The organism is Ideonella livida (assembly GCF_010499455.1).
In the GTDB taxonomy this organism is placed as follows: domain Bacteria; phylum Pseudomonadota; class Gammaproteobacteria; order Burkholderiales; family Burkholderiaceae_C; genus Ideonella; species Ideonella livida.
In genome coordinates, this window is record NZ_JAAGOH010000009.1 from 56,770 (window position 1) to 83,657 (window position 26,888).

The window sequence follows — 26,888 nt, forward strand, 5'->3', positions numbered from 1 at the left end:
GACATGCCCGTCATCAAGATCCTTCCCCACGCCGAGTTGTGCCCCCAGGGCGACGAGATCGAGGCGCCCGCCGGTACCTCGCTGTGCGAGGCGCTGGTCGAGAATGGCATTGCCATCGAGCATGCGTGCGAGATGAGCTGTGCTTGCACCACCTGTCACGTGGTGGTCAAGTCGGGTTACGGCTCATTGGGTGACCCCGATGAGATCGAGGAGGACCTGCTCGACAAGGCCTGGGGTCTGCAGCCCACTTCCCGCCTGTCCTGTCAGGCTGTGCTGTCCGACGAGGATGTGACCATCGAGATCCCGCGCTACACCATCAACCACGCCCGCGAACGCCACTGAGCGGCAAAGCGTGCCCCTGGCGCCAGCCCTCACACCCGGCGGAGCCACTGGTTCAGGCTCAGATCCCGCCAAGACCAGCGGGCCGGCGCGTCAGGCAGGTGCCGCACATCGAGCAGACCATCCTGCTCCAGCTGCAGCAGCAAGGCACGGATGTCGGAGGCCGACACGCCCGTGCTTTGATGGAGCTGGGTGGCTGTGACATGGCGCTGTGACAGCTCGGTGAGCAGGCGCGTGTAGCTGACGCGGCGAAAGCTGGACGGCAATTCCGGCCAGGCGGTGAGCTTGTACGACTTCATGGATCCCAACGTGGTTCAGTGTCGCTCCGAGACGGGCGGCCACAATCCGGGCCTTGCACTGTGAGAGCGGATGGTGCCAGCGTAAGGTGACAAGGTGTCTGCGGGTTTGTCGTGATGCCGGCGATGCTGGCAACTCTTTCCTGCAGTGGTAACCACTTGTTTACGGGTTAACCCTCATGTCCTTGATTGACTCCCGGCCGCTGACCAACGCCACCCTGGAGAAGGCGACCACGGTGCTCGCCTTCGAATCCTCTTGCGACGAGACCGGGGTGGCGTTGGTGCGGGTGGAGCCCGGACGTGCGCCGCGATTGCTGGCCCATGCGCTGCACAGTCAGATCGCGATGCACCGGGAGTACGGCGGCGTGGTGCCTGAGCTGGCCTCCCGCGACCATGTCCGGCGCGTGGTGCCGCTGGCACGGCAGGCCTGCGCCGAGGCTGGAGTGAGCTGGGCCGGGGTCGACGTGGTTGCCTTCACGCAGGGGCCGGGCCTGGCGGGTGCGCTGCTTGTCGGGGCGGCCACGGCCTGTGCCCTGGCGGCTGCCATCGATCGTCCCGTGCTGGGTATCCATCACCTGGAGGGGCACCTGCTGTCACCCTTCCTGTCGGCGGATCCGCCGGAGTTTCCCTTTGTCGCCCTGTTGGTGTCCGGCGGGCATACCCAGCTCATGCGGGTGGACGATGTGGGGTGTTATGAACTTCTGGGCGAAACCATTGACGATGCGGCAGGCGAGGCCTTTGACAAGTCGGCCAAGCTGCTGGGCTTGGACTACCCGGGTGGCCCGGCCCTGTCCCGGTTGGCGCAGGCAGGGGATCCTGCTGCCTTTGACCTGCCACGTCCACTCTTGCACCAGCCCAATCTGGACTTCTCCTTTGCCGGGCTGAAAACCGCGGTCGCCACCGCGTTGCGCCGTCTTGGGCCACAGCCGTCCGCGGGGCAGTGTGCCGATCTGGCCGCCAGCACGCAGGCCGCCATCGTGGAGGTTCTGGTGCGCAAGTCGGCCAAGGCGTTGCAGCACACCGGACTGCGGCGCCTGGTGGTGGCCGGAGGCGTGGGGGCCAACCGTCATCTGCGGGAGCAACTCGACGCCCTGGCGCAGCGGCGTGGCTGGCGGGTCCACTATCCCGAGCTCCATTTGTGCACCGACAACGGCGCCATGATCGCGCTGGCCGCCGGCATGCGCCTGGCCGCGGGGCTGTGCCAGCCCCTGCGCCACTACGCCTTCGATGTGAAGCCGCGCTGGGCCTTGGCGGAAGTGGCGGCCTGACGCAGCGTCGGCCGCGTCCCCGACGTCCGGGCGCTCTATGCGCCACCGTGCTCCCTCCGGTCCGCACCGGACCTTTGGAGGGCTCCCCCGGCCTTGTGCCATCACTCTCACTGGTTCCATGACCGCAGACAAGAACACTTTCCGTACCCCGCGCCGTCACTGGATGGCGATGTCCGCCGCGCTGTTGGCCTCCGTGGTCGCTCTGACCGGTCGGCCGGTTGCCGCGCAGACGACTGCGGCTGAACCCATCCGGTTGGCCATGATCGAGACGCTGTCCGGGCCCCTGGCCAATGCCGGTGAGGCGGTGTGGCGCAACCTGCATTGGGCCGTGGAGCGGGTGAATGCGCGCGGCGGTGTTCGTCTGCCCGGGGGCGCAAGGCCCTTGGCGCTGGTGCGCATGGACAGCAAGGGCAACCCTGAGGAGGCGCTCAACCTGCTGCGCGCTGCGACCGACCAGCAGATCGGTTTCGTGTTGCAAGGCAACAGTTCCGCCGTCGCTGCCGCCCTGATCGACGCGCTGAACCGTCACAACGAGCGCGAGCCGTCGCGCCGTGCGCTGTTCCTGAACTACTCTGCGGTGGAGCCTGCGCTTACCAATGAGCGCTGCAGCTTCTGGCACTTCCGTTTCGATGCCCACGCCGACATGCGGCTGAACGCCCTGACCGAAGTGCTCAAGGAGGACCGTGAGGTCCGCAAGGTCTATCTCATCGGACAGGATTACAGCTTCGGGCAGCAGGTGGTGCGTCGCTCGCGCGAGATGCTGGCCGCCAAGCGCGCCGACATCGAGATCGTCGGGGAAGAGTTGCACCCGATGGCACGGGTCAAGGACTTCCTGCCCTATGCCACCAAGATCCGGGCCAGCGGCGCCCAGGCCGTGATCACAGGCAACTGGGGCAATGACCTGACGCTGCTGGTCAAGGCAGTGCGCGACCTCGGGCTGAACGTCAAGTTCTACACCTTCTACGGCAATGCCCTGGGCGTGCCGGCGACCCTGGGTGAGGCCGGTGTGGGGGCGGTGCTGGCTGTGTCCGAGTGGCACCCCAATGTGGGCGATCCGGGTTCAGAGGCCATGGTGCGTGCCTTCCGGCAGCGTTTCCCCGACCCCAGGGACGACTATCTGCATGCACGCATGCAGGTCATGGTCGAGATGCTGGCTCAGGCCATCGAAAAGGCGAAGTCCACCGACGCGGTCGCTGTCGCACGGGCGATGGAGGGGCTGAACTACGACGGTCGCACCCTGGGGGGCGCTCATGCGGGCAGCATGCGCGCGGCTGACCACCAGTTCCAGCAGCCCCTACTGGTCAGTGTCATGGATCGGGTCGGCACCCCGGGCGTGCGTTTTGATGTAGAGGGCTCCGGCTACGGTTTTCGCACGGTCCGTCGCGCAGAGGCCGCTGCTGCGGCCATGCAGGGCGCCTGCAAGATGGTCCGCCCGGACTGACCACGCCGCTATGGCATAATCTTAAGGTTTTGCAGTTGGCTGGCCTTCGGTCTGGCGGTGCAAAACTCAAGCACGGCGCGGGTCGGTTTCACCCGCGACCGCAAGTCCCATCGGAAACCGCAGCCCCGTGGCAATCGGGGCGGCAGGTTTCCACCAATAAAGGAAATCGCCATGTCCGTGGCTGACATCAACAAGTCTGACATCGTCAAGGCCCATGCACGTGGTGCCGCCGACACCGGTTCTCCGGAAGTCCAGGTCGCACTGCTGACCGCTCGCATCAACGAGCTGACCCCCCATTTCAAGACCCACGCCAAGGACCACCACGGCCGCCGCGGTCTGCTGAAGATGGTGAATCAGCGCAAGCGCCTGCTGGCCTACCTGAAGGACCGTGACGCCGACCGCTACACCGCCCTGATCCAGAAGTTGGGTCTGCGCAAGTAAGCCAGGTGACATGAGCAAGAGCCTGTCTGGATGCAAGCCAGTACAGGCTCTTTGCGTTTCTGGAGCCCGCTGATCCACAGGCATTGCTGTGTCATTCCAACGCTTGGTCCCGCGGCCCAGCGCTGGAATGGCATCCCGCCTGAGACGGATGGACTCCCGGTGACGCTGGCGCCGCCGCTTCACGCGCCAGTACTGTTGTCATAGGAGATTGATTCATGGGTCTGTTCAACAAGATCACCAAGACGTTCCAGTGGGGCGCCCACCAGGTCACCATGGAGACCGGCGAGATCGCCCGTCAGGCCAGCGGTGCCGTGGTGGTCGACATCGAGGGCACCGTGGTGCTGGCCACCGTGGTGGCCGCTAAGTCCGCCAAGCCGGGGCAGGATTTCTTTCCGCTGACCGTCGACTACCTCGAGAAGACCTACGCCGCTGGCAAGATCCCCGGCAGCTTCTTCAAGCGCGAGGGTCGCCCCAGCGAACTCGAAACCCTGACCAGCCGCCTGATCGACCGTCCGATTCGTCCGCTGTTCCCGGAAGGTTTCTTCAACGAGGTCCAGGTCATCATCCACGTGCTGAGCCTGAACCCCGAGGTGCAGGCCGACATCGCCGCGATGATCGCATCCAGCGCCGCACTGTCGGTGTCGGGCATTCCGTTCAATGGCCCGATCGGTGCGGCCCGCGTCGGCTACATCAATGGCCAGTACGTGCTCAACCCTGGCAAGACCCAGCTGACCGAGTCCAAGCTGGATCTGGTGGTGGCGGGCACTGAAGCTGCCGTGCTGATGGTCGAATCCGAAGCTGACCAGCTGCCTGAGGATGTGATGCTGGGCGCAGTGGTGTTCGGACACGACCAGGGCAAGATTGCCATCGAGGCTATCCACGAACTGGTGCGCGATGCCGGCAAGCCCGCCTGGGATTGGCAGGCTCCGGCCAAGGATGAAGGTTTCATCGCACAAGTGACCGAACTGGCCGAAGGTCCGCTGCGTGCGGCCTACCAGATCCGCTCCAAGCAGGCCCGGACCCAGGCTTGCCGCGAGGCCTACGCGGCCGTCAAGTCCGGTCTGGCCGAGAAGGGCCTGGCGTTTGACGAGGTCAAGGTCGAGTCCCTGCTGTTCGACATCGAGGCGCGCATCGTCCGTGGTCAGATCCTCGCCGGTGAGCCCCGCATCGACGGCCGCGACACCCGCACCGTGCGTCCGATCGAGATCCGCAACAGCGTGCTGCCCCGTGTGCACGGTTCTGCGCTCTTCACCCGTGGTGAGACGCAGGCCCTGGTCGTCGCGACCCTGGGCACCGAGCGCGATGCCCAGACCATCGATGCCCTGGCTGGCGAGTACAGCGAGCGCTTCATGCTGCACTACAACATGCCGCCCTTCGCCACCGGCGAAACCGGTCGCGTGGGCAGTCCCAAGCGCCGCGAGATCGGTCACGGTCGCCTGGCCAAGCGCGCGCTGGTGCCGGTGCTCCCGAGCAAGGATGATTTTCCGTACACGCTGCGGGTGGTCTCCGAGATCACCGAGTCCAACGGTTCTTCGTCCATGGCCTCCGTGTGCGGTGGCTGCCTGTCGATGCTGGACGCCGGCGTGCCGCTCAAGGCCCACGTCGCGGGCATTGCCATGGGCCTGATCAAGGAAGGCAACCGGTTTGCCGTCCTGACCGACATCCTGGGTGACGAGGATCACCTGGGTGACATGGACTTCAAGGTCGCGGGCACCACGACTGGTGTGACCGCCCTGCAGATGGACATCAAGATCCAGGGCATCACCAAGGAAATCATGCAAGTGGCGCTGGCGCAAGCCAAGGAAGCCCGCCTGCATATCCTGGGCGTGATGGTCGAAGCCCTGGGCGGCGCCAAGACCGAGGTGTCTCAGTTTGCGCCGCGCCTCTACACCATGAAGATCAACCCGGAGAAAATCCGTGACGTGATCGGCAAGGGTGGAGCCACCATCCGTGCGCTGACCGAGGAGACCGGTACCCAGATCAACATCGAGGAGGATGGCACTATCACCATCGCCTCCACCGATGCAGGTCAGGCCGAAGCGGCCCGCAAGCGCATTGAGGAGATCACGGCTGAAGCCGAGATCGGCAAGGTCTACGAAGGTGCCGTCACCAAGATCCTGGACTTCGGTGCGCTGGTTAACATTCTGCCGGGCAAGGACGGTCTGCTGCACATCAGCCAGATCGCCCATCAACGCGTCGAGAAGGTGACTGACTTCCTGCAGGAAGGTCAGGTCGTCAAGGTCAAGGTGCTGGAGACCGACGAGAAGGGTCGCATCAAGCTGTCGATGAAGGCGCTGATCGAGCGTCCGGAGGGCATGGAGGAGGAGTTCCGCCCGGAGCGCAGCCGCCGCGATGACCGGGGTGACCGTGGTGAGCGGGGCGATCGCCGTGAGCGTGGCCCCCGCCGCGAGCGCGCCGAGCAGCGTACTGAAGCCTTTGGCCCGTCGGGTGAAGAAGGCGTCGGCGAACAGCAGCAACAGCAGCAGCAGTGAGCTGACAGAGGGGCAGGTATGCGAGCGATCGAGATCAGTCGCCACGGTGGCCCGGAGGTGCTGGTGCCGGCCGAGCGCCCGCGTCCGGTTCCCGGGCCTGGTGAGGTGCTGATCCAGGTCGCCGCTTCCGGGATCAACCGTCCCGATGTGCTCCAGCGCAAGGGGGCTTACGCGCCTCCGCCGGGGGCGTCGGACCTGCCGGGTCTGGAGGTCGCCGGTATCCTGTTGGACGGCGACGATTCCGCCCTGCAGTTGGCGGGTCTCGAGCGGGGGCAGGCTGTCTGTGCGCTGGTGGCTGGCGGGGGCTACGCGGAGTTCTGCGTGGCACCCGCGGTCCAATGCCTTCCTGTGCCACGGGGTTGGTCCCTGCTGGAGGCCGCCACCCTGCCGGAGACTTTTTTCACCGTCTGGTCCAATGTGTTCGAGCGTGCAGCCCTGCAGGCAGGGGAGACCCTGCTGATCCAGGGGGGCTCCAGCGGCATCGGGGTGACGGCCATCCAGCTGGCCAAGGCCTTCGGGGCGCGCGTGCTGGTGACAGCGGGCAGTCCCGAGAAGTGCCAGGCCTGCGTGGCCCTGGGCGCTGATGCCGCCATCGACTATCGGACCCAGGACTTTGCGGAAGAGGTCCGCCGACTGACCGATGGTCGAGGCGCCGATGTGATCCTGGACATGGTGGCCGGGGACTATGTGTCCCGGGAGATCGCTTGCTTGGCTGACGATGGGCGGCTGGTGATCATTGCGGTCCAGGGGGGCGTGAAGGCGCAGTTCAACGCTGGCGAGGTGCTGCGCAGGCGACTGACCGTCACAGGCTCCACGCTGCGTCCGCGGTCCGAGGCCTTCAAGGGCGGCATTGCGCGGGCCCTGCGTCAGCGGGTCTGGCCCCTGATCGAATCGGGGCGAATTCGGCCGGTGATCGACCGGGTGTTTCCGGCAGCGCAGGCCGCTTCGGCGCATGCATGCATGGAGGCCAGTCAGCATGTCGGCAAGATCGTCCTGGACTGGTCACTGAACTGATGAATGTGGGGTGGCGGCAGACCCGCAAGGACCTCTGCCGCGCCCGAGGCAATCTGGAGAGAACTGAAATGCGACGCAAGCTTGTGGTTGGCAACTGGAAGATGCACGGCAACCACCGTGCCAACGCGGAGCTGCTGGCCGGCATCACGGCCGCCCGTCCTTTTGCTTGCGATGTGGCGGTCTGCGTACCGTTTCCCTATCTGTCGGAGACCGCTGTGGCGCTGGCCTCCACCGACGTGCGTTGGGGTGCGCAGGATTGCTCTGTGCATGAGCAGGGCGCCTACACCGGCGAAGTGTCCGCCCCCATGCTCAGCGAGTTCGGCTGCCGCTACGTGATCGTCGGCCACTCGGAGCGCCGCGCCTACCACGGCGAGGGGGATCAGGTGGTGGCCGACAAGGCCAAGGCCGCCCTGGCGCGTGGTATCACGCCGATCGTGTGCGTGGGGGAGACCCTGGCGCAACGGGAGGCGGGAGAAACCGAGGCGGTGGTCAAGCGCCAACTCTCCGCGGTGATCCATGCGCTGGGCCCTTGCGTGGGTGAAATGGTCGTGGCCTATGAGCCGGTCTGGGCCATTGGCACTGGGCGCACCGCCACCCCGGAGCAGGCGCAGGCCGTGCACCACACGCTGCGCCAGCAGTTGCGCGCCGCCACGCCCAGGGCCGACGACATGGCGCTGTTGTATGGCGGCAGTGTCAAGCCGGACAACGCCAGCATCCTCTTTGCGCAGGCGGACATCGACGGCGGCCTGATTGGTGGCGCAGCGCTCAAGGCGGCGGATTTTGTGGCGATCTGTCGTGCGGCGGGCTGAACGACCTGTCGGGTGATCGTAAGTTTGGAGTAGAGAAGATGCAGATGTTGATGGGCTTGCTGATGGTGGTGCAGATCGTCTCCGCCGTGGCGATGATCGGTTTGGTGCTGATTCAGCATGGCAAGGGCGCTGACATGGGGGCTTCCTTCGGTGGCGGCGCTTCGGGCAGTCTGTTTGGTGCCACCGGCAGCGCCAACTTCCTGTCCCGCTCCACCGCCGCCTGTGCGACGGTGTTCTTCGCGGCCACGCTGGGTTTGGCATTCAGCGCGGGCGGTGTGCGTCAGCCTGCTGGCGATGTCGGGTCCGTACTGGACCGTGCAGCGGCCGCCTCGGCCGTCGTGCCGGTTGTGCCCCAAATCCCGGTTTCCGAGGGCGCGGCCGCTTCGAATGTCGTAAACACCGCAAAGTGATTGCAAGAGAGTTGGCAAAAACCCTGTGACTTCTCGAATCTTCGGGCTAGAATACGAGGCTGTTCAGCAAGCAACTCCTCACGCAAGCTTGAACTAAGTCAAAAAGTCTGAGCGGTGTCGCAGTGCGGCGCCGACTCAAGTCAAGTTGATTGGCCGACGTGGTGAAATTGGTAGACACGCTATCTTGAGGGGGTAGTGGCGAAAGCTGTGCGAGTTCGAGTCTCGCCGTCGGCACCAAGATGAACGTCACAGGCCCGGCAGCGGCCCTTGACGGGCGCCCGGTACCTAGCTCGCGAAGTGGGCGCGCTGAGTCTGACCCTGGGTCAGGCAGCGCGCCTTTTTTGTGGCCGTTTCGGGCGTGACTTTCGCAGGAGCGCAACGAACATGGAACTGCAGGCCTATCTTCCGGTGATTCTTTTCATCCTGGTGGGGGCGGCGATCGGCATAGCGCCTCAGGTGCTGGGCTTCCTGCTGGGCCCCAATCGACCGGATGCGGAAAAGAATTCTCCTTATGAGTGCGGCTTCGAAGCTTTCGAAGATGCCCGGATGAAGTTCGACGTTCGCTACTACCTGGTTGCCATCCTGTTCATCCTCTTCGATCTGGAGATCGCCTTCCTGTTCCCTTGGGCGGTGGCGCTCCACGACATTGGCGCGTCAGGTTTCTGGGCCATGATGATCTTCTTGGCCATCCTGGTGGTGGGCTTCGCCTACGAATGGAAGAAGGGTGCGCTCGACTGGGAGTGATGCTCCATCATGTCGGGAAGGTGATCTTCCCGCGGTCGGCAGACTTATGAGGCGCGAGACACATGGGAAATGAAGGTGTTCTGAAGGAAGGCTTCATCACCACATCGGTGGACAAGCTGGTCAATTGGTCCAAGACGGGTTCCTTGTGGCCCATGACCTTTGGTCTGGCTTGTTGTGCGGTGGAGATGATGCATGCGGGCGCTGCCCGCTATGACATTGACCGCTTCGGCATGCTGTTTCGGCCGAGTCCGCGTCAGTCTGACCTGATGATCGTGGCCGGTACCCTGTGCAACAAGATGGCACCCGCCCTGCGCAAGGTGTACGACCAGATGGCCGAGCCGCGTTGGGTGCTCTCCATGGGTTCCTGTGCCAACGGTGGCGGCTACTACCACTACAGTTACTCCGTGGTTCGGGGCTGTGACCGTGTGGTGCCTGTGGATGTTTACGTGCCGGGCTGCCCCCCGACGGCCGAAGCACTGCTCTACGGCATCCTGCAACTGCAGGCCAAGATCCGTCGCGAGAACACCATCGCCCGCTGAGGTTCATTCATGAGTCAAAAACTCGATGCCCTGCAGGCGGCCCTGGAGTCGGTGCTGGGCGCACGTATCCGTGAATTCAAGCGTGACCGCGGGGAAATTACCCTAACCGTCTCCAGTGCGGACTATCTGGAGGTGGCGCGCACGCTGCGCGACGACCCTGCCCTGCGGTTTGAGCAGCTGATCGACCTGTGTGGTCTGGACATGCTCACCTGGAAGGATCAGGCGTGGGACGGCCCCCGGTTCATGACCGTCGTCCATCTGCTGTCCGTGTCCAAGAACTGGCGGGTCCGGTTGAAGGTGTTTGCACCTGATGATGACCTTCCGGTTATCGCGTCGGTCAATCCGATCTGGAGTGCCGCGAACTGGTTCGAGCGAGAGTCGTTCGACATGTACGGGATCATCTACGAAGGTCACGAGGACCTGCGCCGAATCCTGACGGACTACGGTTTCATCGGCCACCCGATGCGTAAGGACTTTCCCATCAGCGGCCACGTGGAGATGCGCTACGACCCGCAGGCACGTCGCGTGGTCTACCAGCCGGTCACCATCGAACCGCGTGAGATCACGCCGCGTGTCATCCGTGAAGACAACTACGGCGGCTTGCACTGAGCCGGTAGCGCCATGGCAGAGATCAAGAACTACACCCTGAACTTCGGTCCTCAGCATCCGGCCGCGCACGGCGTGCTGCGGCTGGTGCTGGAGCTGGACGGCGAAGTCATCCAGCGTGCCGACCCGCACATCGGCCTGCTGCACCGCGGCACCGAGAAGTTGGCCGAGCAGAAGACCTTCATCCAGTCGCTTCCGTACATGGATCGGCTGGATTACGTCTCCATGATGGCCAATGAGCACGCTTACTGCTTGGCCATCGAGAAGATGCTCGGCATTGAGGTGCCGATCCGTGCCCAGTACATCCGTGTCATGTTCGCGGAGATCACCCGCTTGCTGAATCACCTGCTGTGGCTGGGCTGCCATGGTATGGACTGCGGGGCGATGAACATCCTCATCTACTGCTTCCGTGAGCGTGAGGATCTGTTCGACATGTATGAGGCCGTGTCCGGTGCCCGTATGCACGCGGCCTACTTCCGTCCGGGTGGCGTGTACCGTGACCTGCCGGACAGCATGCCCCAGTACCAGGCCAGCAAGATCCGCAATGAGCGTGCCATCAAGAAGCTCAATGAGAACCGCCAAGGCTCTCTGCTGGACTTCATTGATGACTTCACACAGCGTTTCCCTGCGCTGGTGGATGACTATGAAACTCTGCTTACGGATAACCGTATCTGGAAGCAGCGGACCGTGGGCATCGGCGTCATTTCTCCGGAGCGTGCGCTCAACCTGGGCTTGACCGGCGCGATGTTGCGGGGTTCCGGTGTGGCGTGGGACCTGCGAAAGACCCAGCCTTACGATGTTTACGACCGTATGGACTTCGATGTGCCGGTGGGTGTCAATGGCGACACCTACGACCGGTATCTGGTCCGTGTGGAGGAGCTTCGTCAGTCCAACCGCATCGTCAAGCAATGCGTGGACTGGCTGCGCGCCAATCCGGGTCCTGTGATCACGGATAACCACAAGGTGGCGCCGCCTTCGCGTATGGCCATGAAGAGCAGCATGGAGGAGTTGATCCACCACTTCAAGCTCTTCTCTGAGGGCTTCCGCGTGCCTGAGAGCGAGGCCTACGCCGCAGTGGAACATCCCAAGGGTGAGTTCGGTATCTACCTGGTGAGCGATGGGGCCAACAAGCCTTATCGCCTGAAGATCCGTGCCCCGGGTTTTGTCCATTTGGCGGCGCTGGACGAGCTGTCGCGCGGCCACATGATCGCGGACGCCGTGGCCGTGATCGGGACGATGGATGTCGTGTTTGGCGAGATTGACCGATGATGCTTTCTGACGCAACCAAGGAGCGCTTCGCCCGCGAAGTCGCCAAGTATCCGGCCGGCCATCAGCAGTCGGCCGTCATGGCGTGTCTGTCGATCGTGCAGCAGGAGCAGGGCTGGGTTTCGCCGGAGGCGGAGGAAGCCATTGCCGACTATCTCAGCATGGCGCCCATCGCCGTGCGTGAGGTCACGACCTTCTACAACATGTACAACCAGCGCCGGCTGGGCAAGTACAAGCTCAACGTCTGCACCAATCTGCCTTGCCAATTGCGTGACGGCCAGTCGGCGTTGGAGCACCTGTGCAAGGCGCTGGGTGTCGAGGACGGTGGCACCACAGCCGATGGGCTGTTCACCGTGGCCAAGTGCGAGTGTCTTGGAGCTTGTGCTGACGCCCCCGTCATGCTCGTCAACGACCGTCAGATGCTCAGCTACATGAGCAAGGACAAGCTCAACGAGCTGGTCGCTGTCATCCGTTCCGAAGAAGGAAAGGCCGCCTGAGCGTATGGCACTCGATCTTTCCCGTTTCCAGGCCACTGGTCTCGAAACCTGCTTCCATGACCGCCACATCCAGCCTCAGATCTACTCGGGGCTGAATGGTTCCAATTGGCAGTTGTCAGAGTATGTCCAGCGTGGTGGCTATCAGGCCCTGCGCAAGGTGCTGGGCGCTGATGGCGCTGCTCCGATGACCCAGGATCAGGTGATTGCCGAAGTGAAGGCTTCGGGTTTGCGTGGTCGGGGTGGTGCAGGCTTTCCCACCGGACTGAAGTGGAGCTTCATGCCGCGGGCGTTCCCGGGCCAGAAGTTCCTCGTCTGCAACTCGGACGAGGGTGAGCCGGGTACCTGCAAGGATCGCGACATCCTGCGTTACAACCCGCACATCGTCATTGAGGGCATGGCCATCGCCGCCTTTGCCATGGGGATCAACCGCGGATACAACTACATCCACGGCGAGATCTTCGAGGTGTACGAGCGCTTCGAGGCCGCGCTGGCAGAGGCGCGTGCCGCTGGCTTGCTGGGCCAGAACATCCTGGGCAGCGGGTTCAGCTTTGACCTCTTCGCCCACCATGGCTTCGGCGCCTACATCTGTGGTGAAGAGACGGCGCTGCTGGAGTCCATTGAGGGCAAGAAGGGCCAGCCGCGCTTCAAGCCGCCGTTCCCCGCCAGTTTTGGTCTGTACGGTCGTCCCACGACCATCAACAACACTGAAACTTTCGCTGCGGTGCCCTGGATCATCCGCAATGGCGGGCAGGCCTATCTGGAGTGCGGCAAGCCCAACAACGGGGGGACCAAGATCTTCTCTATGGTGGGCGATGTGGAGCGGCCCGGGAACTATGAGATCCCGATGGGCACCCCGTTCTCAAAGCTTCTGGAACTCGCCGGGGGCGTCAAAGGTGGACGCAAGCTCAAGGCCGTGATTCCGGGGGGATCGTCCGCGCCGGTGCTGCCGGCTGCTGTGATGATGGACTGCACGATGGACTATGACTCCATCAGCAAGGCCGGCTCTATGCTGGGTTCGGGCGCCGTCATCGTGATGGACGAGACTCGCTGCATGGTCAAGAGCCTGCTGCGTTTGTCCTACTTCTATCAGCACGAGAGTTGTGGTCAGTGCACACCGTGCCGTGAGGGCACCGGTTGGCTGTGGCGCTTGGTGAGCCGCATTGAGCATGGAGAGGGCCGGGAAGAGGACCTCGCGCTGCTTGACAACGTGGCAGAGAACATCATGGGCCGCACCATCTGCGCTCTGGGTGATGCGGCGGCGATGCCGGTGCGGGGGATGCTCAAGCATTTCCGCGACGAGTTCGCTCACCACATCGCACACAAGACCTGCATGGTCCCGGCCTACGTCTGAGCGGGCGGAAGAGATATGTTGGAAATCGAACTCGACGGCAAGAAGGTGTCCGTGCCGGAAGGCAGCATGGTGATGCATGCGGCCGAGGCGGCGGGGACCTACATCCCCCACTTCTGCTACCACAAGAAGCTGTCCATCGCGGCCAACTGCCGCATGTGCTTGGTCGATGTGGAGAAGGCGCCCAAGCCCATGCCGGCCTGCGCCACCCCCGTCACCCAAGGCATGATCGTGCGTACCCGCAGCGACAAGGCCACTAAGGCCCAGAAGTCGGTGATGGAGTTCCTGCTGATCAACCATCCACTGGATTGCCCGATCTGCGACCAGGGCGGTGAATGTCAGCTTCAGGATTTGGCCGTGGGCTACGGCAGCACCTCTTCGCGCTACGCGGAAGAAAAGCGCGTGGTGTTCCATAAGGATGTCGGTCCGCTGATTTCCATGGAGGAAATGAGCCGCTGCATCCACTGCACGCGCTGTGTCCGTTTCGGGCAGGAAATTGCTGGCGTGATGGAGCTGGGCATGCTCCACCGTGGCGAGCACTCCGAGATCACCAGTTTCGTCGGCCGTAGCGTGGATTCCGAGCTCTCGGGCAACATGATCGACGTGTGTCCGGTGGGAGCGCTGACCAGCAAGCCCTTCCGCTATCAAGCGCGCACTTGGGAGCTTTCCCGCCGCAAGAGCGTCAGCCCGCACGACTCCACGGGTTCCAATCTGGTGGTTCAGGTCAAGAACCACAAGGTGCTGCGCGTCGTTCCTTTTGAGAACGAGGACGTCAATGAGTGCTGGATTGCCGACCGTGACCGCTTCAGCTACGAGGCCCTTAACAGCGAGCAGCGTCTGACCGCGCCGATGATCAAGCAGGGCGGCCAGTGGATGGTGGTCGACTGGAACACCGCGCTGGGCTACGTGGCTGATGGGCTCAAGCGGGTGAAGGCCGAGTTCGGTGGCCAGGGCATTGGCGTCCTGGGGTCTGCCTCGAGTACGGTGGAGGAGCTCCACCTGCTGGCCAAGTTGGCCCGCGGTCTGGGCAGCGAGAACGTCGACCATCGCACCCGGCAGGCTGACTTCGCGACGACGGCTGGTGCGCGCTGGCTGGGTCGCAGCGTGGCCTCTTTGAGCAAGCTGGACCGGGCGTTTGTGGTGGGTTCCTCACTGCGCAAGGACCACCCCCTGTTTGCGCAGCGTCTGCGCTCGGCGCAACGCCAGGGGGCTGAGATCTCCCGCCTGGCCGCGAGCACCGAGGATTGGGCCATGCCGGTGGCGCAGTCGCTGGTGCTGTCGCCGTCTGCTTGGGTGCAGGGGCTCGCTGGTGTCGCGGCTGCCGTGGCGCTGGCCAAGGGCGTGCCGGCGCCGGTGGCCGCTGTGGCGGACGACGCGGGCAAGGCCATCGCCGAGTCGCTGCTGTCCGCCCAGCAAGGGGCCGTGCTGCTGGGCCTGTCTGCTGCCCGCCATCCTCAGGCATCGGCGCTCTTGGGTCTGGCTCAGTTCATCGGCCAGCAAACGGGTTGCACCGTCGGTTTCCTGGGTGAGGGGGCCAACGAGGTGGGCGCCCAGCTGGTGGGCGCGCTGCCCGGCCCAGGTGGCCTGAATGCAGGCCAGATGCTCTCCCAGCCGATGAAGGCGCTGGTGCTGCTGAATGTCGAACCGGTGTTGGATGCGGCGGATCCCGCGGCGGCTCAGCGTGCGCTGGCCGGTTCCGGTCTGGTCGTCGCGTTGACGGCATTCCGTGACGCGGCGGTCGAGAATGCCGACGTTTTGCTGCCCATCGCTCCGTTCAGCGAAACTGCAGGTGCGTTTGTCAATGCCGAAGGGCGGGTTCAGAGTTTCCACGGTGTGGTGCGTGCGCTGGGTGACAGCCGTCCTGCCTGGAAGGTGTTGCGTGTGCTCGGCAGTCTGCTTGGCCTGGATGGGTTCAATCAGGAGTCGGCCGAAGAGGTTCGGGCAGAGGCCCTGGGCGACCTGACCACCCTGCCAGGGCGGCTGGACAACGCAGGTGGCGTCATGCCTGCATCCCTGGGTGTGGCCCGTGGCGCCCTGCAGCGTCTGGGCGAGGTGCCCATCTATGCAGTGGACGGTCTTGTCCGTCGCGCGCCGTCGCTGCAGTCGACCCAGGACGGACTTCGTGGACGCACTGCCGGCCTGCCGGCCTCGCTGTGGTCCTCGCTGGGTCTCAAGGCTGGTGATCAAGTCCGTGTCCGCCAGGGCGCCGGAGAAGCCCGCCTGGAGGCGCGACTGGAGGCCGGTCTGGCCGAAGGCGTCGTGCGCGTGCCGGCCGGAATTCAGCAGACCGTGGGCCTGGGTGCACTCTTCGGCGATATCGTCGTCGAGAAGGCTTGAGGATCGGGGATACACATGATCGAACAATTCAACCAAGCAGGGTTGGCACTGCTGGGCGGGATCCTGTGGCCCGTGGTCTGGTCGCTGATCAAGATCGTCGCCGTGGTGCTGCCGCTTCTGGGCTGCGTCGCTTACCTGACGCTGTGGGAGCGCAAGGCCATTGGCCGCACCCAGGTGCGGCCAGGTCCCAACCGTGTGGGTCCTTTGGGCCTTCTGACCCCGATCGCTGATGCGGTCAAGCTGATTTTCAAGGAAATCATCCGCCCGACCGCCGCCAACAAGGGGTTGTTCTTCCTCGGGCCGATCATGACCATCATGCCGGCGCTGGCGGCATGGGCGGTCATTCCCTTTGGGCCTGACGTGGCCTTGGCGAATGTGAATGCGGGTCTGCTGCTGATCATGGCCATCACCTCGGTGGAGGTGTACGGCGTGATCATCGCGGGCTGGGCCTCCAACTCTAAGTACGCGTTTCTGGGTGCACTGCGGGCCTCGGCCCAGATGGTGAGCTATGAAATCGCCATGGGTTTCGCGTTGGTGATCGTGCTCATGGTCTCGGGCAGCCTGAACCTGAGTGACATCGTCATGTCCCAGGGCCGTGGCACCTTTGCCGACATGGGCATGAGCGTGCTGTCATGGAACTGGCTGCCGCTGTTGCCGGTGTTCGTGGTCTATTTCATCTCCGGCTTGGCCGAGACCAACCGCCACCCCTTCGACGTCGTCGAAGGCGAGTCCGAGATTGTGGCTGGTCACATGATTGAATATTCCGGCATGTCGTTCGCCATGTTCTTCTTGGCTGAGTACGCCAACATGATCCTGGTGTCGATGCTGACCGTGCTGTTCTTCCTGGGGGGTTGGCTCAGTCCGGTGGCTGCACTGGATTTCATCCCGGGCTGGATCTGGTTGGGCATCAAGGTGTTCGTGGTGGTCACCATGTTCCTGTGGGTGCGTGCCTCGTTCCCGCGTTACCGCTATGACCAGATCATGCGCCTGGGTTGGAAGATCTTCATCCCTGTGACGCTGGTCTGGCTGGTGCTGGTGGGTCTTTGGATCCAGTCGCCGTTCAACATCTGGAAGTGAAGAGGTGAGCATGTCGACGGTTGCTGCCCTCAAGGATCTGTTTTCGAGCTTTCTGCTCACCGAGTTGTGGAAGGGCCTGGCCCTGACTGGCCGGCATTTCCTGTCCCCGACCATCACGGTCCAGTTCCCGGAGGAGAAGACTCCGCTGTCTCCCCGTTTCCGGGGTCTGCATGCACTTCGCCGTTATGAGAACGGTGAAGAGCGTTGCATCGCCTGCAAGCTGTGCGAGGCGGTGTGCCCTGCAATGGCGATCACCATCGAGTCTGATGTGCGTGATGATGGTTCCCGCCGCACCACCCGCTACGACATCGATCTGACCAAATGCATCTTCTGCGGTTTCTGCGAAGAGAGCTGCCCGGTTGACTCGATCGTGGAAACGCACATCTTTGAATACCACGGTGAAAAGCGGGGCGACCTGTATTTCACCAAGGACATGCTGCTGGCCGTGGGTGACCGCTATGAAGCCCAGATCGCAGCCAACAAGGAGGCTGACGCCAAGTACCGCTGAGGACGTCTGGCTTTGCCCGGGCGCCCGAATACGGGAGCTCGGGCGGCCACTTTGTCTTCTGGTCATGAGGCGCGATTACCCATGAATCCGACATCCGCACTGTTCTTCGCCTTCTCGGCGGTGTTGCTCTTTGCTTCGTTCCGTGTGATCACGGCCCGTAGCACTGTGCACGCTGCCTTGTTCCTGGTGTTGGCTTTTTTCAATGCTTCCTGCGTTTGGATGCTGCTGAAGGCCGAGTTCTTGGCCATCACTCTGGTGCTCGTCTATGTGGGGGCAGTGATGGTTCTGTTCCTCTTCGTGGTGATGATGCTCGACATCAATGTGGACAGCATGCGCCAAGGTTTTTGGAACCACTTTCCGGTGGCCGCACTTGTGGGTGCCTTGATTGCGCTGGAGATGGCCGCTGTGTTGTGGGGTGGCTTCCGCGTGTCTGAGGCGCCAGCGCTTTCGGAGAAGGCGATTCAGTACGGCAACACCCGCATGCTGGGCATTGAGATCTACACCCAATACCTCTACCCGCTGCAGCTGGCCGCGGTGCTGTTGCTGGTGGCCATGATTGCCGCCATCGCCTTGACGCTGCGCAAGCGCAAAGACAGCCGCTACCAGGACCCCGCTGAGCAGGTGCGCGCCAAGAAGGCTGATCGCGTCCGATTGGTCAAGATGGCACCGTCCGTGGACCAACCCTCGGCACCGAAGCAAGGAGACGCAGCATGACGGGCAGCCTGTCGCTCTATCACTTCCTGACGCTGGGGGGCTTCCTCTTCGCCCTGTCGGTGGTGGGCATCTTCCTCAATCGCCGCAACCTGATCGTGTTGCTGATGGCCATCGAGCTGATGCTCCTGGCCGTCAACATGAACTTCGTCGCCTTCTCCCACTACCTGGGTGACATGGCGGGTCAGGTGTTTGTCTTCTTCATCCTGACGGTGGCTGCCGCCGAGTCGGCCATCGGTCTGGCCATTTTGGTCGTGCTGTTCCGCAACCGCGCCACCATTGCCGTGGATGAGCTGGACTCGCTGAAGGGCTGATCGGCGCACGGAAACCGGAAGAACATGTCTGCACAACTTTCACAGAACCTGCTGCTCACCGTGCCGCTCGCGCCGCTGGTGGGCTCGGTCGCGGCCGGCCTCTTCGGCAAGCAGCTCGGTCGGCGGGGCGCTCACGTCCTGACCATCCTTGGCGTGCTGGTCGCCTTCATCTGCTCGGCCATCGTCCTCAAGGCCGTGGCAATCGACGGTGCGCGCTTCAATGCCACCCTCTACGAGTGGATGGTCCTGGGTCCCCTCAAGATGGAGGTGGGTTTCCTGGTGGACGGGCTGACCGCGATGATGATGTGCGTGGTGACGTTCGTGTCGCTGATGGTGCACATCTACACCATCGGCTACATGGAAGAGGATCCGGGCTACCAGCGCTTCTTCTCGTACATCTCGCTGTTCACCTTCTCCATGCTGATGCTCGTCATGAGCAACAACATGCTCCAGCTGTTCTTCGGCTGGGAAGCGGTGGGCTTGGTGTCCTACCTCCTGATCGGGTTCTGGTTTAAGAAGCCGACCGCCATCTTCGCCAACATGAAGGCCTTTTTGGTCAACCGTGTGGGCGACTTCGGTTTCATCCTCGGCATTGGTCTGGTGTTGGCCTACACCGGCACCCTGAACTACGGCGAGATCTTCGCCAAGTCTGGCGAGCTGGCGGGCAAGACCTTCCCGGGTACCGACTGGCCGCTGCTGGCCGTCGCCTGCATCTGCCTGTTCATCGGCGCGATGGGCAAGTCGGCGCAGTTCCCGCTGCACGTGTGGCTGCCCGATTCGATGGAAGGTCCGACCCCGATTTCGGCGCTTATCCATGCCGCCACCATGGTGACGGCCGGCATCTTCATGGTGACGCGCATGTCGCCGCTGTTCGAGCTGTCGGACATCGCACTGAATTTCATCTTGGTGATCGGTTCCATCACGGCGCTGTTCATGGGCTTCCTGGGCATCATCCAGAACGACATCAAGCGCGTGGTCGCCTACTCGACGCTGTCGCAGCTGGGTTATATGACCGTGGCGCTGGGCGTGTCGGCCTACAACGTGGCCGTTTTCCACCTGATGACGCATGCCTTCTTCAAGGCGCTGCTCTTCCTTGCGGCGGGGTCGGTCATCATTGGCATGCACCATGACCAGGACATTCGCAATATGGGCGGTCTGCGCAAGTACATGCCCATCACCTGGATCACGTCGCTGCTGGGCTCCCTGGCCCTGATTGGCACGCCTTTCTTCTCGGGGTTCTACTCCAAAGATTCGATCATCGAAGCGGTCCATGCCAGCCATTTGCCAGGTGCAGGCTTTGCGATGTGGTCGGTGACCATCGGTGTGTTCGTCACCGCGTTCTACAGCTTCCGGATGTATTTCCTGGTCTTCCACGGCAAGGAGCACTTCCATCACAAGCCGTTCCCTGGTGAGCACGATCATCACGACGACCATGGTGAGCACGCCCACACCCCACACGAGTCTCCGTGGGTGGTGACGGTGCCGCTTCTGCTGCTGGCCATTCCCTCTGTGCTGATCGGCTTCCTGACCATCCAGCCCCTGCTGTTCGGTGATTTCCTGAAGGACGCGATCTACGTGGACGCGTCCAAGCATGGAGCGATGGCTGAGCTGACCGAGATGTTCCACGGTGCAACGGCCATGGCACTGCACGGCGTGCAGACCCTCCCGTTCTGGCTTGCCGTGGCCGGGGTTGCGGTGTCCTACTTCTTCTACATGGTCAAGCCGGAGATTCCGGCGGCCATTGGCCGTGCCCTGGCCCCGTTGGTCAAAGTCATGGAGAACAAGTACTACATGGACTGGATCAACGAGAACATCTTTGCCGCCGGTGCGCGCAAGTTGGGTCTCGGCCTGTGGAAGGGGGGTGATGTCGCCCTCATTGACGGGGCGCTGGTCAACGGTTCCGCACAGGCTGTGGGCAGCTTTGCCGGGGTGGTTCGCACCCTGCAGACGGGCTACCTGTCGTGGTACGCACTGGTCATGGTGCTGGGCATCTTCGGTTTGATGACCTGGCAGCTTTGGCCCTTCCTCGTGAGCCTCGTGGGGCATTGACAGGTGGGCGGAGAACAAGAATGGGTCTTTTGAGCATCGCCATCTGGTTGCCGATTGCGTTCGGCGCCGTACTGCTCGCCTTCGGGCGGGACGACAACCCCACAGCAGCGCGTTGGATCGCACTGGTGGGGGCAGTGGTCAGTTTCCTCGTCACCTTGCCGCTGATCACCGGCTTTGATTCCGGGACTGCAGCGATGCAGTTCGCCGAGAACCTCGCCTGGATCGAGCGCTTCAATGTGCGCTACCACCTGGGTGTGGATGGCATTTCTGTCTGGTTCGTCCTGCTGACAGCTTTCATCACCATCATCGTGGTGCTGGCGGGTTGGGAGGTCATCACCGACCGTGCGCACCAGTACCTGGGCGCCTTCCTGATCCTGTCGGGGCTGATGGTGGGTGTCTTCTCCGCATTGGACGGCCTGCTGTTCTATGTGTTCTTCGAGGCGACCCTTATTCCGATGTACATCATCATCGGGGTGTGGGGGGGGCCGCGTCGCGTTTACGCCGCGTTCAAGTTCTTCCTCTACACGCTGCTGGGCTCCCTGCTCATGCTCGTCGCGCTGATCTACCTGTACTACAAGTCCGGTGGCAGTTTTGACATCCAGGCATGGCACAAGCTGCCGCTGCCGATGAGCGCGCAGACCTTGCTGTTCTTTGCCTTCTTTGCGGCTTTCGCGGTGAAGGTCCCGATGTGGCCGGTGCATACCTGGCTGCCGGATGCCCACGTGGAAGCTCCGACAGGCGGCTCCATCGTGCTGGCAGCGATCATGCTGAAGCTGGGTGCTTATGGCTTCCTCCGCTTCTCCATGCCGATTGCTCCTGATGCAAGCCGCGAGTTGGCTTGGTTGATCATTACGCTGAGCTTGGTAGCTGTCATCTACATCGGTCTGGTGGCCATGGTCCAAAAGGACATGAAGAAGCTGGTGGCGTATTCGTCCATTGCCCACATGGGTTTTGTCACGCTGGGCTTCTTTGTGTTCAACGAGCTTGGCGTGTCGGGTGGTCTGGTGCAGATGATTTCGCACGGGTTTGTGTCCGGGGCGATGTTCTTCTGCATCGGGGTGCTGTACGACCGTGTGCATTCCCGCGAGATCTCGACTTACGGTGGTGTGGTCAACACGATGCCCAAGTTTGCCGCTTTCGCGCTGCTGTTCGCCATGGCCAATTGCGGCTTGCCCGGCACTGCAGGGTTCATCGGGGAGTGGATGGTCATCTTGGGCACCGTCCAAGCCAATTTCTGGCTGGGGGCGTTGGCCGCGACCGCACTGATCTTCGGTGCTGCCTACACGCTGTGGATGTACAAGCGTGTCTACTTCGGTGACGTGACCAATGACGAGGTGCGTGAACTGCAAGACATCAACAGCCGTGAGTTCCTGATCCTGGCCATCTTGGCAGTTGCCGTGATCTGGATGGGCGTGTACCCCAAGCCTTTCACTGACGTGATGCACGTCTCCGTGGACGAACTGCTCAAGCATGTCGCCATGTCGAAGCTGCAATGAAGCCAGTGGAAACCTACACCATGAACCAAATGAACTGGCTGACGATCTCGCCTGAGATCCTCTTGGTGGTAGCCACCTGCGTGATCGCGCTGGTCGACCTGCAGGTCACCGACGCCCGCCGCCGTCTCACTTTCTGGCTGAGCCAAGCCACTTTGGCTGCCGTAGCCTGGTTGCACCTGGGTGCGATGCTTGAAGGCCTGGGTGCCACAGGGGCGGCTGCCTCGGTGTACGCCATGCAGGGGCTGGTGGTGTCCGATCCTATGGGTCACGCCCTGGCCGGCTGCGCCTCGCTGGCCATGATGCTGACGCTGGCCTACGCCCAGCCCTACATCGCTGACCGTGACCTGCTCAAGGGCGAGTTTTTCGTGCTGGCCTTGCTCATGTTGCTGGGCATCCTGGTGATGATCTCGGCCAACAATTTCCTGGTTCTGTACGTGGGCCTGGAAATCATGAGTCTGTCGCTGTATGCGCTGGCCGCCCTGCGTCGCGACCACGCGGTGTCCACCGAGGCGGCGATGAAGTACTTCGTGCTTGGTGCGTTGGCCAGCGGTTTCCTGCTGTACGGCATGTCGATGATGTACGGTGCGACCCGTTCGCTCGACATTCCGGACGTGTTCAACGCCATCCAGACCGGTCAGATCAACAAGGCTGTCCTGGTGTTTGGCGTGGTGTTCATCGTGGCAGGGCTGTCTTTCAAGCTGGGTGTGGTCCCGTTCCATATGTGGGTGCCTGATGTCTATCAGGGTTCGCCGACCGCGGTGACCGTGATGATTGGTGGTGCGCCCAAGTTTGCGGCGTTTGCCATCACCGTGCGCTTGCTGGTGGAGGGCCTGACCGGTTTGGCTGCCGACTGGCAACAGATGTTGATCCTGCTGTCCGTGTTGTCCATGGCGGTGGGAAACTTGGCCGCCATCGCCCAGACGAACCTCAAGCGCATGTTGGCGTATTCGGCTATCGCGCAGCTGGGCTTCATGCTGCTGGGCTTCACCCCCACGGTCATCGGTGCCAACACATTGTCGGCAGCCAACGGCTACAGCTCTGCCATGTTCTACGTGGTGACTTATGTGCTGACCACGCTGGGGACTTTCGGCCTGATCATGTACCTGAGCCGAGATGGCCGCGAGTGTGAACAACTGGCGGACTTGTCCGGTTTGGCTCGGCGCAGCCCCTGGTTGGCCGGTGTCATGACGGTTTTCATGTTCTCCTTGGCCGGCGTGCCGCCGATGGTCGGCTTCTACGCCAAGTTCGCCGTCCTGCAGGCACTGGTGACCACCAGCGTCACTGGTTACATCGTGCTGGCCGTCGTGGCGGTGCTGCTGTCGCTGATCGGCGCCTTCTACTACCTGCGCGTGGTGAAGGTCATGTACTTTGACGAGCCGACTTCGCAAGAACCTGCCACGGTGGCCGGCCACGGCGGGGTGGGTGCGCTGCTCGCACTGAATGGTGCCGCCGCGCTGGGGCTGGGCTTGTTGCCGGACGGTCTCATGGCGGTCTGCCGCGATGTCATCGTGGCGGCGTTGGCGGGCTGACGCCGCCTTGGGCATGGCGGCGAGGCGGGCAGGTTTCTCCAGGGTCATCTCATGGACGCTGTGATCGTGCTGTTGAGCTTGGCCGCCGCAGCCAATCTCCCCTTTCTCAGTGAGCGGTGGTTTCTCGTGATACCGCGGCGACTGGGGACCAAGGGTCTGGCCGGTTGTCTGCTCGAGTGGGTCGTGTGGATGGGTTTGGCGCTTGGGCTCGGTGTGGCGCTTGAGTCTTGGGGCGGGCAGCGCAGCCCACAGGGTTGGGCGTTTTACGCAGCCTTTGTGGCACTTGGGCTCACCCTGGCCTTTCCCGGTTTCGTCTGGCGATTCCTCGTTCGGCGCTCCCGTGGTGCCGCCACTGTTTCTGACTTGAACTGAAGATGCATCCGCAAGCCGAAGGGTGGTCTTCTGGTCTGACCGAGACCAAGGTGGAAGGTCGGGAAGCCTTCCGAGGGCGGCTGCTGCAGCTCAAGGTGGATACGGTCCGTCTTCCGGATGGGGCACAGTCCACCCGAGAGTTTGTGGTGCACAACGGTGCTGCCATCGTGGTGCCCTTGCTGCCTGACGGGCGCGTGGTGGTGGAACATCAACACCGTTACCCGGTGGGCCAAGTGTTGTGCGAGTTTCCCGCGGGCAAGCGGGACGGCGAGGAGCCCACTTGGCGGTGCGCATGGCGTGAGTTGCGCGAGGAGACGGGGTATGTGGCGGCGGAACTCGCGTTCGCCACCCGCATGTTCAACGCGCCGGCGTACTCCACAGAGTTCATCGACCTTTGGTTCGCCCGGGGTTTGACCCCGGGCCCGGCAGCGCTGGATGCCGGGGAATGGCTCGAGGTATCTGCGATGTCCGTGCAGGAGTTGGAATCCCTGTCTTGGCGTGGCGAACTGCCCGACGCCAAGACCTTGGTGGCAATGCATTACCTGCGCGCGATGTTGGACGGCCGCTGGACACCTGTATGGCGTTCGGTGGCGGACTGGGGCGCAGAGGGCACAGTGTGAAAGTCTTGGACCTGTGCTGTGGCCAGGGCCATATCTTCGAAGGCTGGTTTGACTCCCTGGCGGGCTATGAATCGCAGCGGGAGCGGGGCTTGGTGTCCTGTCCGGTTTGCCAAGACCTTCGGATTGAGCGTCGGCCCAGTGCGCCGCGGCTTAACCTGCGCGTGCAGTCCCAGGCGGCGACGCCGGCTGCCAGGCCCGAAGCGCCCCACGCTCCAGCGGCAGCCACTGGAGGCAGTCCATCCGCACAGGTCGTGGCCCAATGGCTGGAGTCAGCTTGCCGAGAGTTGCTCGCCCGCACGGAGGATGTGGGAGAGCGCTTTCCGGAAGAAGCTCGGGCCATTCACCGTGGAGATGCGCCGGAGAGGGGCATTCGCGGTCAAGCCAGTGCCGAAGAGCGCGAGGCCCTGCGCGAAGAAGGTATAGAGGTCTTGGCGGTGCCCCTGCCTGAAGGGTGGGACCGCCCGAAGCACTGAGAGCCTGCCCCGACGGGATGCTCAGTCTGGCACCAGTACCTTGCCCGGGTTGAGCAGGCCGAGCGGGTCCAGTGCGCGTTTGATTGAGCGCATGGCCGCCAGGGCTGCGGGTGCCTTGTAGTGCGCCAATGCGTCTGCCTTGAGGCTGCCGATGCCGTGTTCCGCGGAAATGCTTCCGCCATGGGCTGTCACCAGGTCGTGCACGCAGCGGTTCACCGTGCCCTCGTGACGTGCGCGGAAATCAGCGGGTGACTCTCCACGGGGGGCGCGCACGTTGTAATGCAGGTTGCCATCGCCAAGGTGTCCAAAGACCACTGGACGTGCGCCGGGGACCAGGCTTTCCAGGGCGTGGGCGCAGGCCGTGTGGAAACGGGGCAGGGCGCTCACCGGCAAGGCGATGTCATGCTTGACGTTCAAGCCATCCCGACTCTGTGCCGGCGGAATCGCTGCCCGGATCGCCCACAGGGCCTGTGCCTGACGAAGATCCTGGGCCACCAGTGCCCGCCTCAGGCGCCCGGCTTCCAGCTGGGCATGCAGCCACTCGATGGCGCCGTCGCCCTCGCCAGCCCAGCTGGGCAGACTGATGTCGATCAGCAGGTGCCAACCTCGAGTGTCGGGCAAGGCGCTCAGCCGTTCCGGCATTTGCTCAAGCACCACGTTCAGCGCCTCCGGCCCCATCACCTCACAAGCAGTGAGCACGTCCGAAAGGGCCTGCCGGGCGAGACGGAACAGATGCACTGCCGCTTCCAGGCTTTCCAGCTGCAGCCAGGCGGTGATCACCCGCGCAGGGCGGGGGAAGAGCTTTAGCGTGGCGCGGGTGATCACGCCCAGGGTGCCTTCGCTGCCTATGAGGAGGTGTCGCAAGTCGTAGCCGGTGTTGTCTTTGCGCAGGCCGCCCAGTTGGCTGAAGCTGCTGCCGTCCGCCAGCACAGCCGCCAAGCCCAAACAAAGGTCCCGTGCCGTGCCGTAATGCAGCACCTGGACGCCTCCGGCATTGGTGGCCAACACGCCGCCCACGGTGCATTGCGATTCGGACCCCAGACTGAGCGGAAAGAGCCATCCTGCAGCGTTGGCAGCCTCCTGCAACTGCTGCAGCGTGCACCCGGCATCGACACAGACCGTCTGGTTGTCGGCATCAATGGTCAAGTGGCGGCAGAGTCTGCGCAGACTGAGCAGCAACTGGCCTCCGCTGGTGTCCGGCGTCGCACCGCCAACCAGGCCGGTGTTGCCGCCCTGCGGCACCACGGGAATGCCGTGGCGTCGGCTCCAGGCCAAGGTCGCCTGCACTTGATCGTGGTCTTCAGGGCTGGCGACCGCCAGCGGCCGGCCGCGGTAGCGGCCTCGCCAGTCTTGAAGCCACGGTGCCACTTGAGGGTCGTCCGTGGCCTGCAGACCCTTGGGACCCAGGAGGTCGCTCAGCTCAAGAAGGGGCGCGCTCATGGTCGGCGGACGTTCGTACGTCAGAGTCTTGCGTTGCCGTCGCCGGGGCTGCGGCGTTCGTCCGCTGCTTGGCAGCTTGCAGACGCACCCTTACTTGCAGCGCACAGGCGGTGAACAACGCGACGCATAGCAGGACCTCGATCCAAGCGAGCCATTGCTCGGCGCCGCCAGCGCTGGTGCCCCGGACCAGCCCCTCCAGGCAATAGAGCCAGACCAGCAGGCTCAGCCACCGGTAGGTGTACATGCGAAACCGCCAGAGCCCGGGAAGCGCCAAGCCCAGCGGTAGGACTTTCACGGCGAGCCAGCCGCTGCCGGTAGGTGCCAGCCACAGTTCCCAGGCCAGGCCCAGCACGATCAGTCCAAGGGTTCCACCCAGGGCCAGGCGCCGAGACAGCGTCACCCAAGGACCCGGGACTGCGGTCGAGGGTGCGTCTGAAGTTTCAATCATGCTG

At 63.3% G+C, this 26,888-nt stretch carries 28 protein-coding genes and 1 tRNA gene; 26 read left to right on the top strand and 3 right to left on the bottom strand.

Annotation, left to right across the window (positions count from 1 at the left end; translation table 11 throughout):
• The first annotated feature begins 3 nt into the window (after positions 1-3).
• Positions 4-342: an ISC system 2Fe-2S type ferredoxin gene (fdx, locus tag G3A44_RS09435; protein ID WP_163457267.1), complete on the top strand. Its 339-nt coding sequence runs from the start codon at positions 4-6 to the stop codon at positions 340-342.
• A gap of 29 nt (positions 343-371) precedes the next feature.
• On the opposite strand, the gene G3A44_RS09440 is transcribed toward fdx, so the two are convergent.
• Positions 372-638: a DprA-like winged helix domain-containing protein gene (locus G3A44_RS09440; RefSeq protein ID WP_163457268.1), complete on the bottom strand. Its 267-nt coding sequence runs from the start codon at positions 636-638 to the stop codon at positions 372-374.
• A 176-nt stretch (positions 639-814) separates the two neighbouring features.
• Here G3A44_RS09440 and tsaD point away from each other — a divergent pair, with 176 nt between their 5' ends.
• The 25 genes from tsaD (at position 815) to G3A44_RS09565 (ending at position 24,996) form a co-directional block, all read left to right on the top strand.
• A complete protein-coding gene (gene tsaD, locus G3A44_RS09445; RefSeq protein WP_163457269.1) occupies positions 815-1,903 on the top strand; it encodes a tRNA (adenosine(37)-N6)-threonylcarbamoyltransferase complex transferase subunit TsaD in 1,089 nt (362 codons plus the stop codon).
• A gap of 118 nt (positions 1,904-2,021) precedes the next feature.
• Positions 2,022-3,344, top strand: coding sequence for a branched-chain amino acid ABC transporter substrate-binding protein (locus G3A44_RS09450; protein WP_239061780.1), 1,323 nt, complete (start codon positions 2,022-2,024; stop codon positions 3,342-3,344).
• A 171-nt stretch (positions 3,345-3,515) separates the two neighbouring features.
• A complete protein-coding gene (rpsO, locus tag G3A44_RS09455) occupies positions 3,516-3,785 on the top strand; it encodes a 30S ribosomal protein S15 (RefSeq protein ID WP_163457270.1) in 270 nt (89 codons plus the stop codon).
• Positions 3,786-4,000: 215 nt separating this feature from the next.
• A complete protein-coding gene (gene pnp, locus G3A44_RS09460) occupies positions 4,001-6,277 on the top strand; it encodes a polyribonucleotide nucleotidyltransferase (RefSeq protein ID WP_163457271.1) in 2,277 nt (758 codons plus the stop codon).
• An 18-nt stretch (positions 6,278-6,295) separates the two neighbouring features.
• A complete protein-coding gene (locus G3A44_RS09465) occupies positions 6,296-7,291 on the top strand; it encodes an NAD(P)H-quinone oxidoreductase (RefSeq protein WP_163457272.1) in 996 nt (331 codons plus the stop codon).
• A 68-nt stretch (positions 7,292-7,359) separates the two neighbouring features.
• The gene (gene tpiA / locus G3A44_RS09470; protein ID WP_163457273.1) at positions 7,360-8,100 is read left to right on the top strand and encodes a triose-phosphate isomerase; all 741 of its coding nucleotides are present in this window, start codon (positions 7,360-7,362) and stop codon (positions 8,098-8,100) included.
• 38 nt (positions 8,101-8,138) lie between these two features.
• Positions 8,139-8,510, top strand: a complete 372-nt coding sequence (secG, locus tag G3A44_RS09475) for a preprotein translocase subunit SecG (protein WP_163457274.1) — start codon at positions 8,139-8,141, stop codon at positions 8,508-8,510.
• A gap of 152 nt (positions 8,511-8,662) precedes the next feature.
• A tRNA-Leu gene (locus G3A44_RS09480) sits at positions 8,663-8,747 on the top strand.
• 147 nt (positions 8,748-8,894) lie between these two features.
• A complete protein-coding gene (locus G3A44_RS09485; protein ID WP_163457275.1) occupies positions 8,895-9,254 on the top strand; it encodes an NADH-quinone oxidoreductase subunit A in 360 nt (119 codons plus the stop codon).
• Between the two features lie 62 nt (positions 9,255-9,316).
• Positions 9,317-9,793: a NuoB/complex I 20 kDa subunit family protein gene (locus tag G3A44_RS09490; RefSeq protein WP_163457276.1), complete on the top strand. Its 477-nt coding sequence runs from the start codon at positions 9,317-9,319 to the stop codon at positions 9,791-9,793.
• Between the two features lie 9 nt (positions 9,794-9,802).
• Positions 9,803-10,402 (top strand): NADH-quinone oxidoreductase subunit C, encoded by a 600-nt coding sequence (locus G3A44_RS09495; protein WP_163457277.1) that lies wholly within the window; start codon positions 9,803-9,805, stop codon positions 10,400-10,402.
• A gap of 12 nt (positions 10,403-10,414) precedes the next feature.
• Positions 10,415-11,668 (top strand): NADH-quinone oxidoreductase subunit D, encoded by a 1,254-nt coding sequence (locus tag G3A44_RS09500; RefSeq protein ID WP_163457278.1) that lies wholly within the window; start codon positions 10,415-10,417, stop codon positions 11,666-11,668.
• Entirely contained in the window at positions 11,668-12,162 is a 495-nt protein-coding gene (locus G3A44_RS09505) for an NADH-quinone oxidoreductase subunit NuoE family protein (RefSeq protein WP_163457349.1), read from the top strand. Before G3A44_RS09500 ends, G3A44_RS09505 begins: the two co-directional genes overlap by 1 nt.
• A 4-nt stretch (positions 12,163-12,166) precedes the next feature.
• Complete coding sequence (nuoF, locus tag G3A44_RS09510) at positions 12,167-13,513, top strand: NADH-quinone oxidoreductase subunit NuoF (RefSeq protein WP_163457279.1); 1,347 nt, start codon at positions 12,167-12,169, stop codon at positions 13,511-13,513.
• Positions 13,514-13,528: 15 nt separating this feature from the next.
• Positions 13,529-15,847 (top strand): NADH-quinone oxidoreductase subunit NuoG, encoded by a 2,319-nt coding sequence (gene nuoG, locus G3A44_RS09515; RefSeq protein WP_163457280.1) that lies wholly within the window; start codon positions 13,529-13,531, stop codon positions 15,845-15,847.
• Between the two features lie 15 nt (positions 15,848-15,862).
• Positions 15,863-16,924 carry an NADH-quinone oxidoreductase subunit NuoH gene (gene nuoH, locus G3A44_RS09520; RefSeq protein WP_163457281.1) on the top strand — a complete coding sequence of 354 codons (1,062 nt, stop codon included), beginning with the start codon at positions 15,863-15,865 and terminating at the stop codon, positions 16,922-16,924.
• 10 nt (positions 16,925-16,934) lie between these two features.
• Positions 16,935-17,432, top strand: a complete 498-nt coding sequence (gene nuoI / locus G3A44_RS09525; protein ID WP_163457282.1) for an NADH-quinone oxidoreductase subunit NuoI — start codon at positions 16,935-16,937, stop codon at positions 17,430-17,432.
• Positions 17,433-17,513: 81 nt separating this feature from the next.
• Positions 17,514-18,146, top strand: a complete 633-nt coding sequence (locus G3A44_RS09530) for an NADH-quinone oxidoreductase subunit J (protein ID WP_163457283.1) — start codon at positions 17,514-17,516, stop codon at positions 18,144-18,146.
• Positions 18,143-18,457 carry an NADH-quinone oxidoreductase subunit NuoK gene (gene nuoK / locus G3A44_RS09535; RefSeq protein ID WP_163457284.1) on the top strand — a complete coding sequence of 105 codons (315 nt, stop codon included), beginning with the start codon at positions 18,143-18,145 and terminating at the stop codon, positions 18,455-18,457. Before G3A44_RS09530 ends, nuoK begins: the two co-directional genes overlap by 4 nt.
• Before the next feature lie 24 nt (positions 18,458-18,481).
• Positions 18,482-20,506 (top strand): NADH-quinone oxidoreductase subunit L, encoded by a 2,025-nt coding sequence (gene nuoL, locus G3A44_RS09540; RefSeq protein ID WP_163457285.1) that lies wholly within the window; start codon positions 18,482-18,484, stop codon positions 20,504-20,506.
• 20 nt (positions 20,507-20,526) lie between these two features.
• The gene (locus G3A44_RS09545; protein WP_163457286.1) at positions 20,527-22,002 is read left to right on the top strand and encodes an NADH-quinone oxidoreductase subunit M; all 1,476 of its coding nucleotides are present in this window, start codon (positions 20,527-20,529) and stop codon (positions 22,000-22,002) included.
• A gap of 20 nt (positions 22,003-22,022) precedes the next feature.
• Complete coding sequence (nuoN, locus tag G3A44_RS09550; protein ID WP_163457287.1) at positions 22,023-23,531, top strand: NADH-quinone oxidoreductase subunit NuoN; 1,509 nt, start codon at positions 22,023-22,025, stop codon at positions 23,529-23,531.
• A 51-nt stretch (positions 23,532-23,582) separates the two neighbouring features.
• Positions 23,583-23,903: a DUF2818 family protein gene (locus tag G3A44_RS09555; RefSeq protein ID WP_163457288.1), complete on the top strand. Its 321-nt coding sequence runs from the start codon at positions 23,583-23,585 to the stop codon at positions 23,901-23,903.
• Between the two features lie 2 nt (positions 23,904-23,905).
• Positions 23,906-24,523, top strand: coding sequence for an NUDIX domain-containing protein (locus G3A44_RS09560; protein ID WP_163457289.1), 618 nt, complete (start codon positions 23,906-23,908; stop codon positions 24,521-24,523).
• On the top strand, positions 24,520-24,996 hold the full coding sequence (locus tag G3A44_RS09565; RefSeq protein ID WP_163457290.1) for a DUF1178 family protein: 477 nt from the start codon (positions 24,520-24,522) through the stop codon (positions 24,994-24,996). The genes G3A44_RS09560 and G3A44_RS09565 overlap by 4 nt, the downstream gene beginning before the upstream one ends.
• 21 nt (positions 24,997-25,017) lie before the next feature.
• On the opposite strand, the gene G3A44_RS09570 is transcribed toward G3A44_RS09565, so the two are convergent.
• The gene (locus G3A44_RS09570; RefSeq protein ID WP_163457291.1) at positions 25,018-26,436 is read right to left on the bottom strand and encodes an FAD-binding oxidoreductase; all 1,419 of its coding nucleotides are present in this window, start codon (positions 26,434-26,436) and stop codon (positions 25,018-25,020) included.
• Complete coding sequence (locus tag G3A44_RS09575) at positions 26,417-26,884, bottom strand: DUF2069 domain-containing protein (RefSeq protein ID WP_163457292.1); 468 nt, start codon at positions 26,882-26,884, stop codon at positions 26,417-26,419. The genes G3A44_RS09570 and G3A44_RS09575 overlap by 20 nt, the downstream gene beginning before the upstream one ends.
• Positions 26,885-26,888: the final 4 nt, after the last annotated feature.

Excerpts from the sequence above, each read along its gene's own strand:
- G3A44_RS09465 (WP_163457272.1), top strand. The coding sequence starts at position 6,296 with ATGCGAGCGATCGAGATCAGTCGCCACGGTGGCCCGGAGGTGCTGGTG.
- G3A44_RS09560 (WP_163457289.1), top strand. The coding sequence starts at position 23,906 with ATGCATCCGCAAGCCGAAGGGTGGTCTTCTGGTCTGACCGAGACCAAG.
- G3A44_RS09530 (WP_163457283.1), top strand. The coding sequence starts at position 17,514 with ATGAATCCGACATCCGCACTGTTCTTCGCCTTCTCGGCGGTGTTGCTC.
- secG (WP_163457274.1), top strand. The coding sequence starts at position 8,139 with ATGCAGATGTTGATGGGCTTGCTGATGGTGGTGCAGATCGTCTCCGCC.
- nuoF (WP_163457279.1), top strand. The coding sequence starts at position 12,167 with ATGGCACTCGATCTTTCCCGTTTCCAGGCCACTGGTCTCGAAACCTGC.
- tsaD (WP_163457269.1), top strand. The coding sequence starts at position 815 with ATGTCCTTGATTGACTCCCGGCCGCTGACCAACGCCACCCTGGAGAAG.
- nuoG (WP_163457280.1), top strand. The coding sequence starts at position 13,529 with ATGTTGGAAATCGAACTCGACGGCAAGAAGGTGTCCGTGCCGGAAGGC.
- G3A44_RS09555 (WP_163457288.1), top strand. The coding sequence starts at position 23,583 with ATGGACGCTGTGATCGTGCTGTTGAGCTTGGCCGCCGCAGCCAATCTC.
- tpiA (WP_163457273.1), top strand. The coding sequence starts at position 7,360 with ATGCGACGCAAGCTTGTGGTTGGCAACTGGAAGATGCACGGCAACCAC.
- fdx (WP_163457267.1), top strand. The coding sequence starts at position 4 with ATGCCCGTCATCAAGATCCTTCCCCACGCCGAGTTGTGCCCCCAGGGC.
- G3A44_RS09500 (WP_163457278.1), top strand. The coding sequence starts at position 10,415 with ATGGCAGAGATCAAGAACTACACCCTGAACTTCGGTCCTCAGCATCCG.
- G3A44_RS09570 (WP_163457291.1), bottom strand. The coding sequence starts at position 26,436 with ATGAGCGCGCCCCTTCTTGAGCTGAGCGACCTCCTGGGTCCCAAGGGT.
- G3A44_RS09490 (WP_163457276.1), top strand. The coding sequence starts at position 9,317 with ATGGGAAATGAAGGTGTTCTGAAGGAAGGCTTCATCACCACATCGGTG.
- G3A44_RS09545 (WP_163457286.1), top strand. The coding sequence starts at position 20,527 with ATGGGTCTTTTGAGCATCGCCATCTGGTTGCCGATTGCGTTCGGCGCC.
- G3A44_RS09505 (WP_163457349.1), top strand. The coding sequence starts at position 11,668 with ATGCTTTCTGACGCAACCAAGGAGCGCTTCGCCCGCGAAGTCGCCAAG.
- nuoK (WP_163457284.1), top strand. The coding sequence starts at position 18,143 with ATGACGGGCAGCCTGTCGCTCTATCACTTCCTGACGCTGGGGGGCTTC.
- G3A44_RS09440 (WP_163457268.1), bottom strand. The coding sequence starts at position 638 with ATGAAGTCGTACAAGCTCACCGCCTGGCCGGAATTGCCGTCCAGCTTT.
- pnp (WP_163457271.1), top strand. The coding sequence starts at position 4,001 with ATGGGTCTGTTCAACAAGATCACCAAGACGTTCCAGTGGGGCGCCCAC.
- G3A44_RS09495 (WP_163457277.1), top strand. The coding sequence starts at position 9,803 with ATGAGTCAAAAACTCGATGCCCTGCAGGCGGCCCTGGAGTCGGTGCTG.
- G3A44_RS09575 (WP_163457292.1), bottom strand. The coding sequence starts at position 26,884 with ATGATTGAAACTTCAGACGCACCCTCGACCGCAGTCCCGGGTCCTTGG.
- nuoI (WP_163457282.1), top strand. The coding sequence starts at position 16,935 with ATGTCGACGGTTGCTGCCCTCAAGGATCTGTTTTCGAGCTTTCTGCTC.
- nuoH (WP_163457281.1), top strand. The coding sequence starts at position 15,863 with ATGATCGAACAATTCAACCAAGCAGGGTTGGCACTGCTGGGCGGGATC.
- rpsO (WP_163457270.1), top strand. The coding sequence starts at position 3,516 with ATGTCCGTGGCTGACATCAACAAGTCTGACATCGTCAAGGCCCATGCA.
- nuoN (WP_163457287.1), top strand. The coding sequence starts at position 22,023 with ATGAACCAAATGAACTGGCTGACGATCTCGCCTGAGATCCTCTTGGTG.
- G3A44_RS09450 (WP_239061780.1), top strand. The coding sequence starts at position 2,022 with ATGACCGCAGACAAGAACACTTTCCGTACCCCGCGCCGTCACTGGATG.
- nuoL (WP_163457285.1), top strand. The coding sequence starts at position 18,482 with ATGTCTGCACAACTTTCACAGAACCTGCTGCTCACCGTGCCGCTCGCG.
- G3A44_RS09485 (WP_163457275.1), top strand. The coding sequence starts at position 8,895 with ATGGAACTGCAGGCCTATCTTCCGGTGATTCTTTTCATCCTGGTGGGG.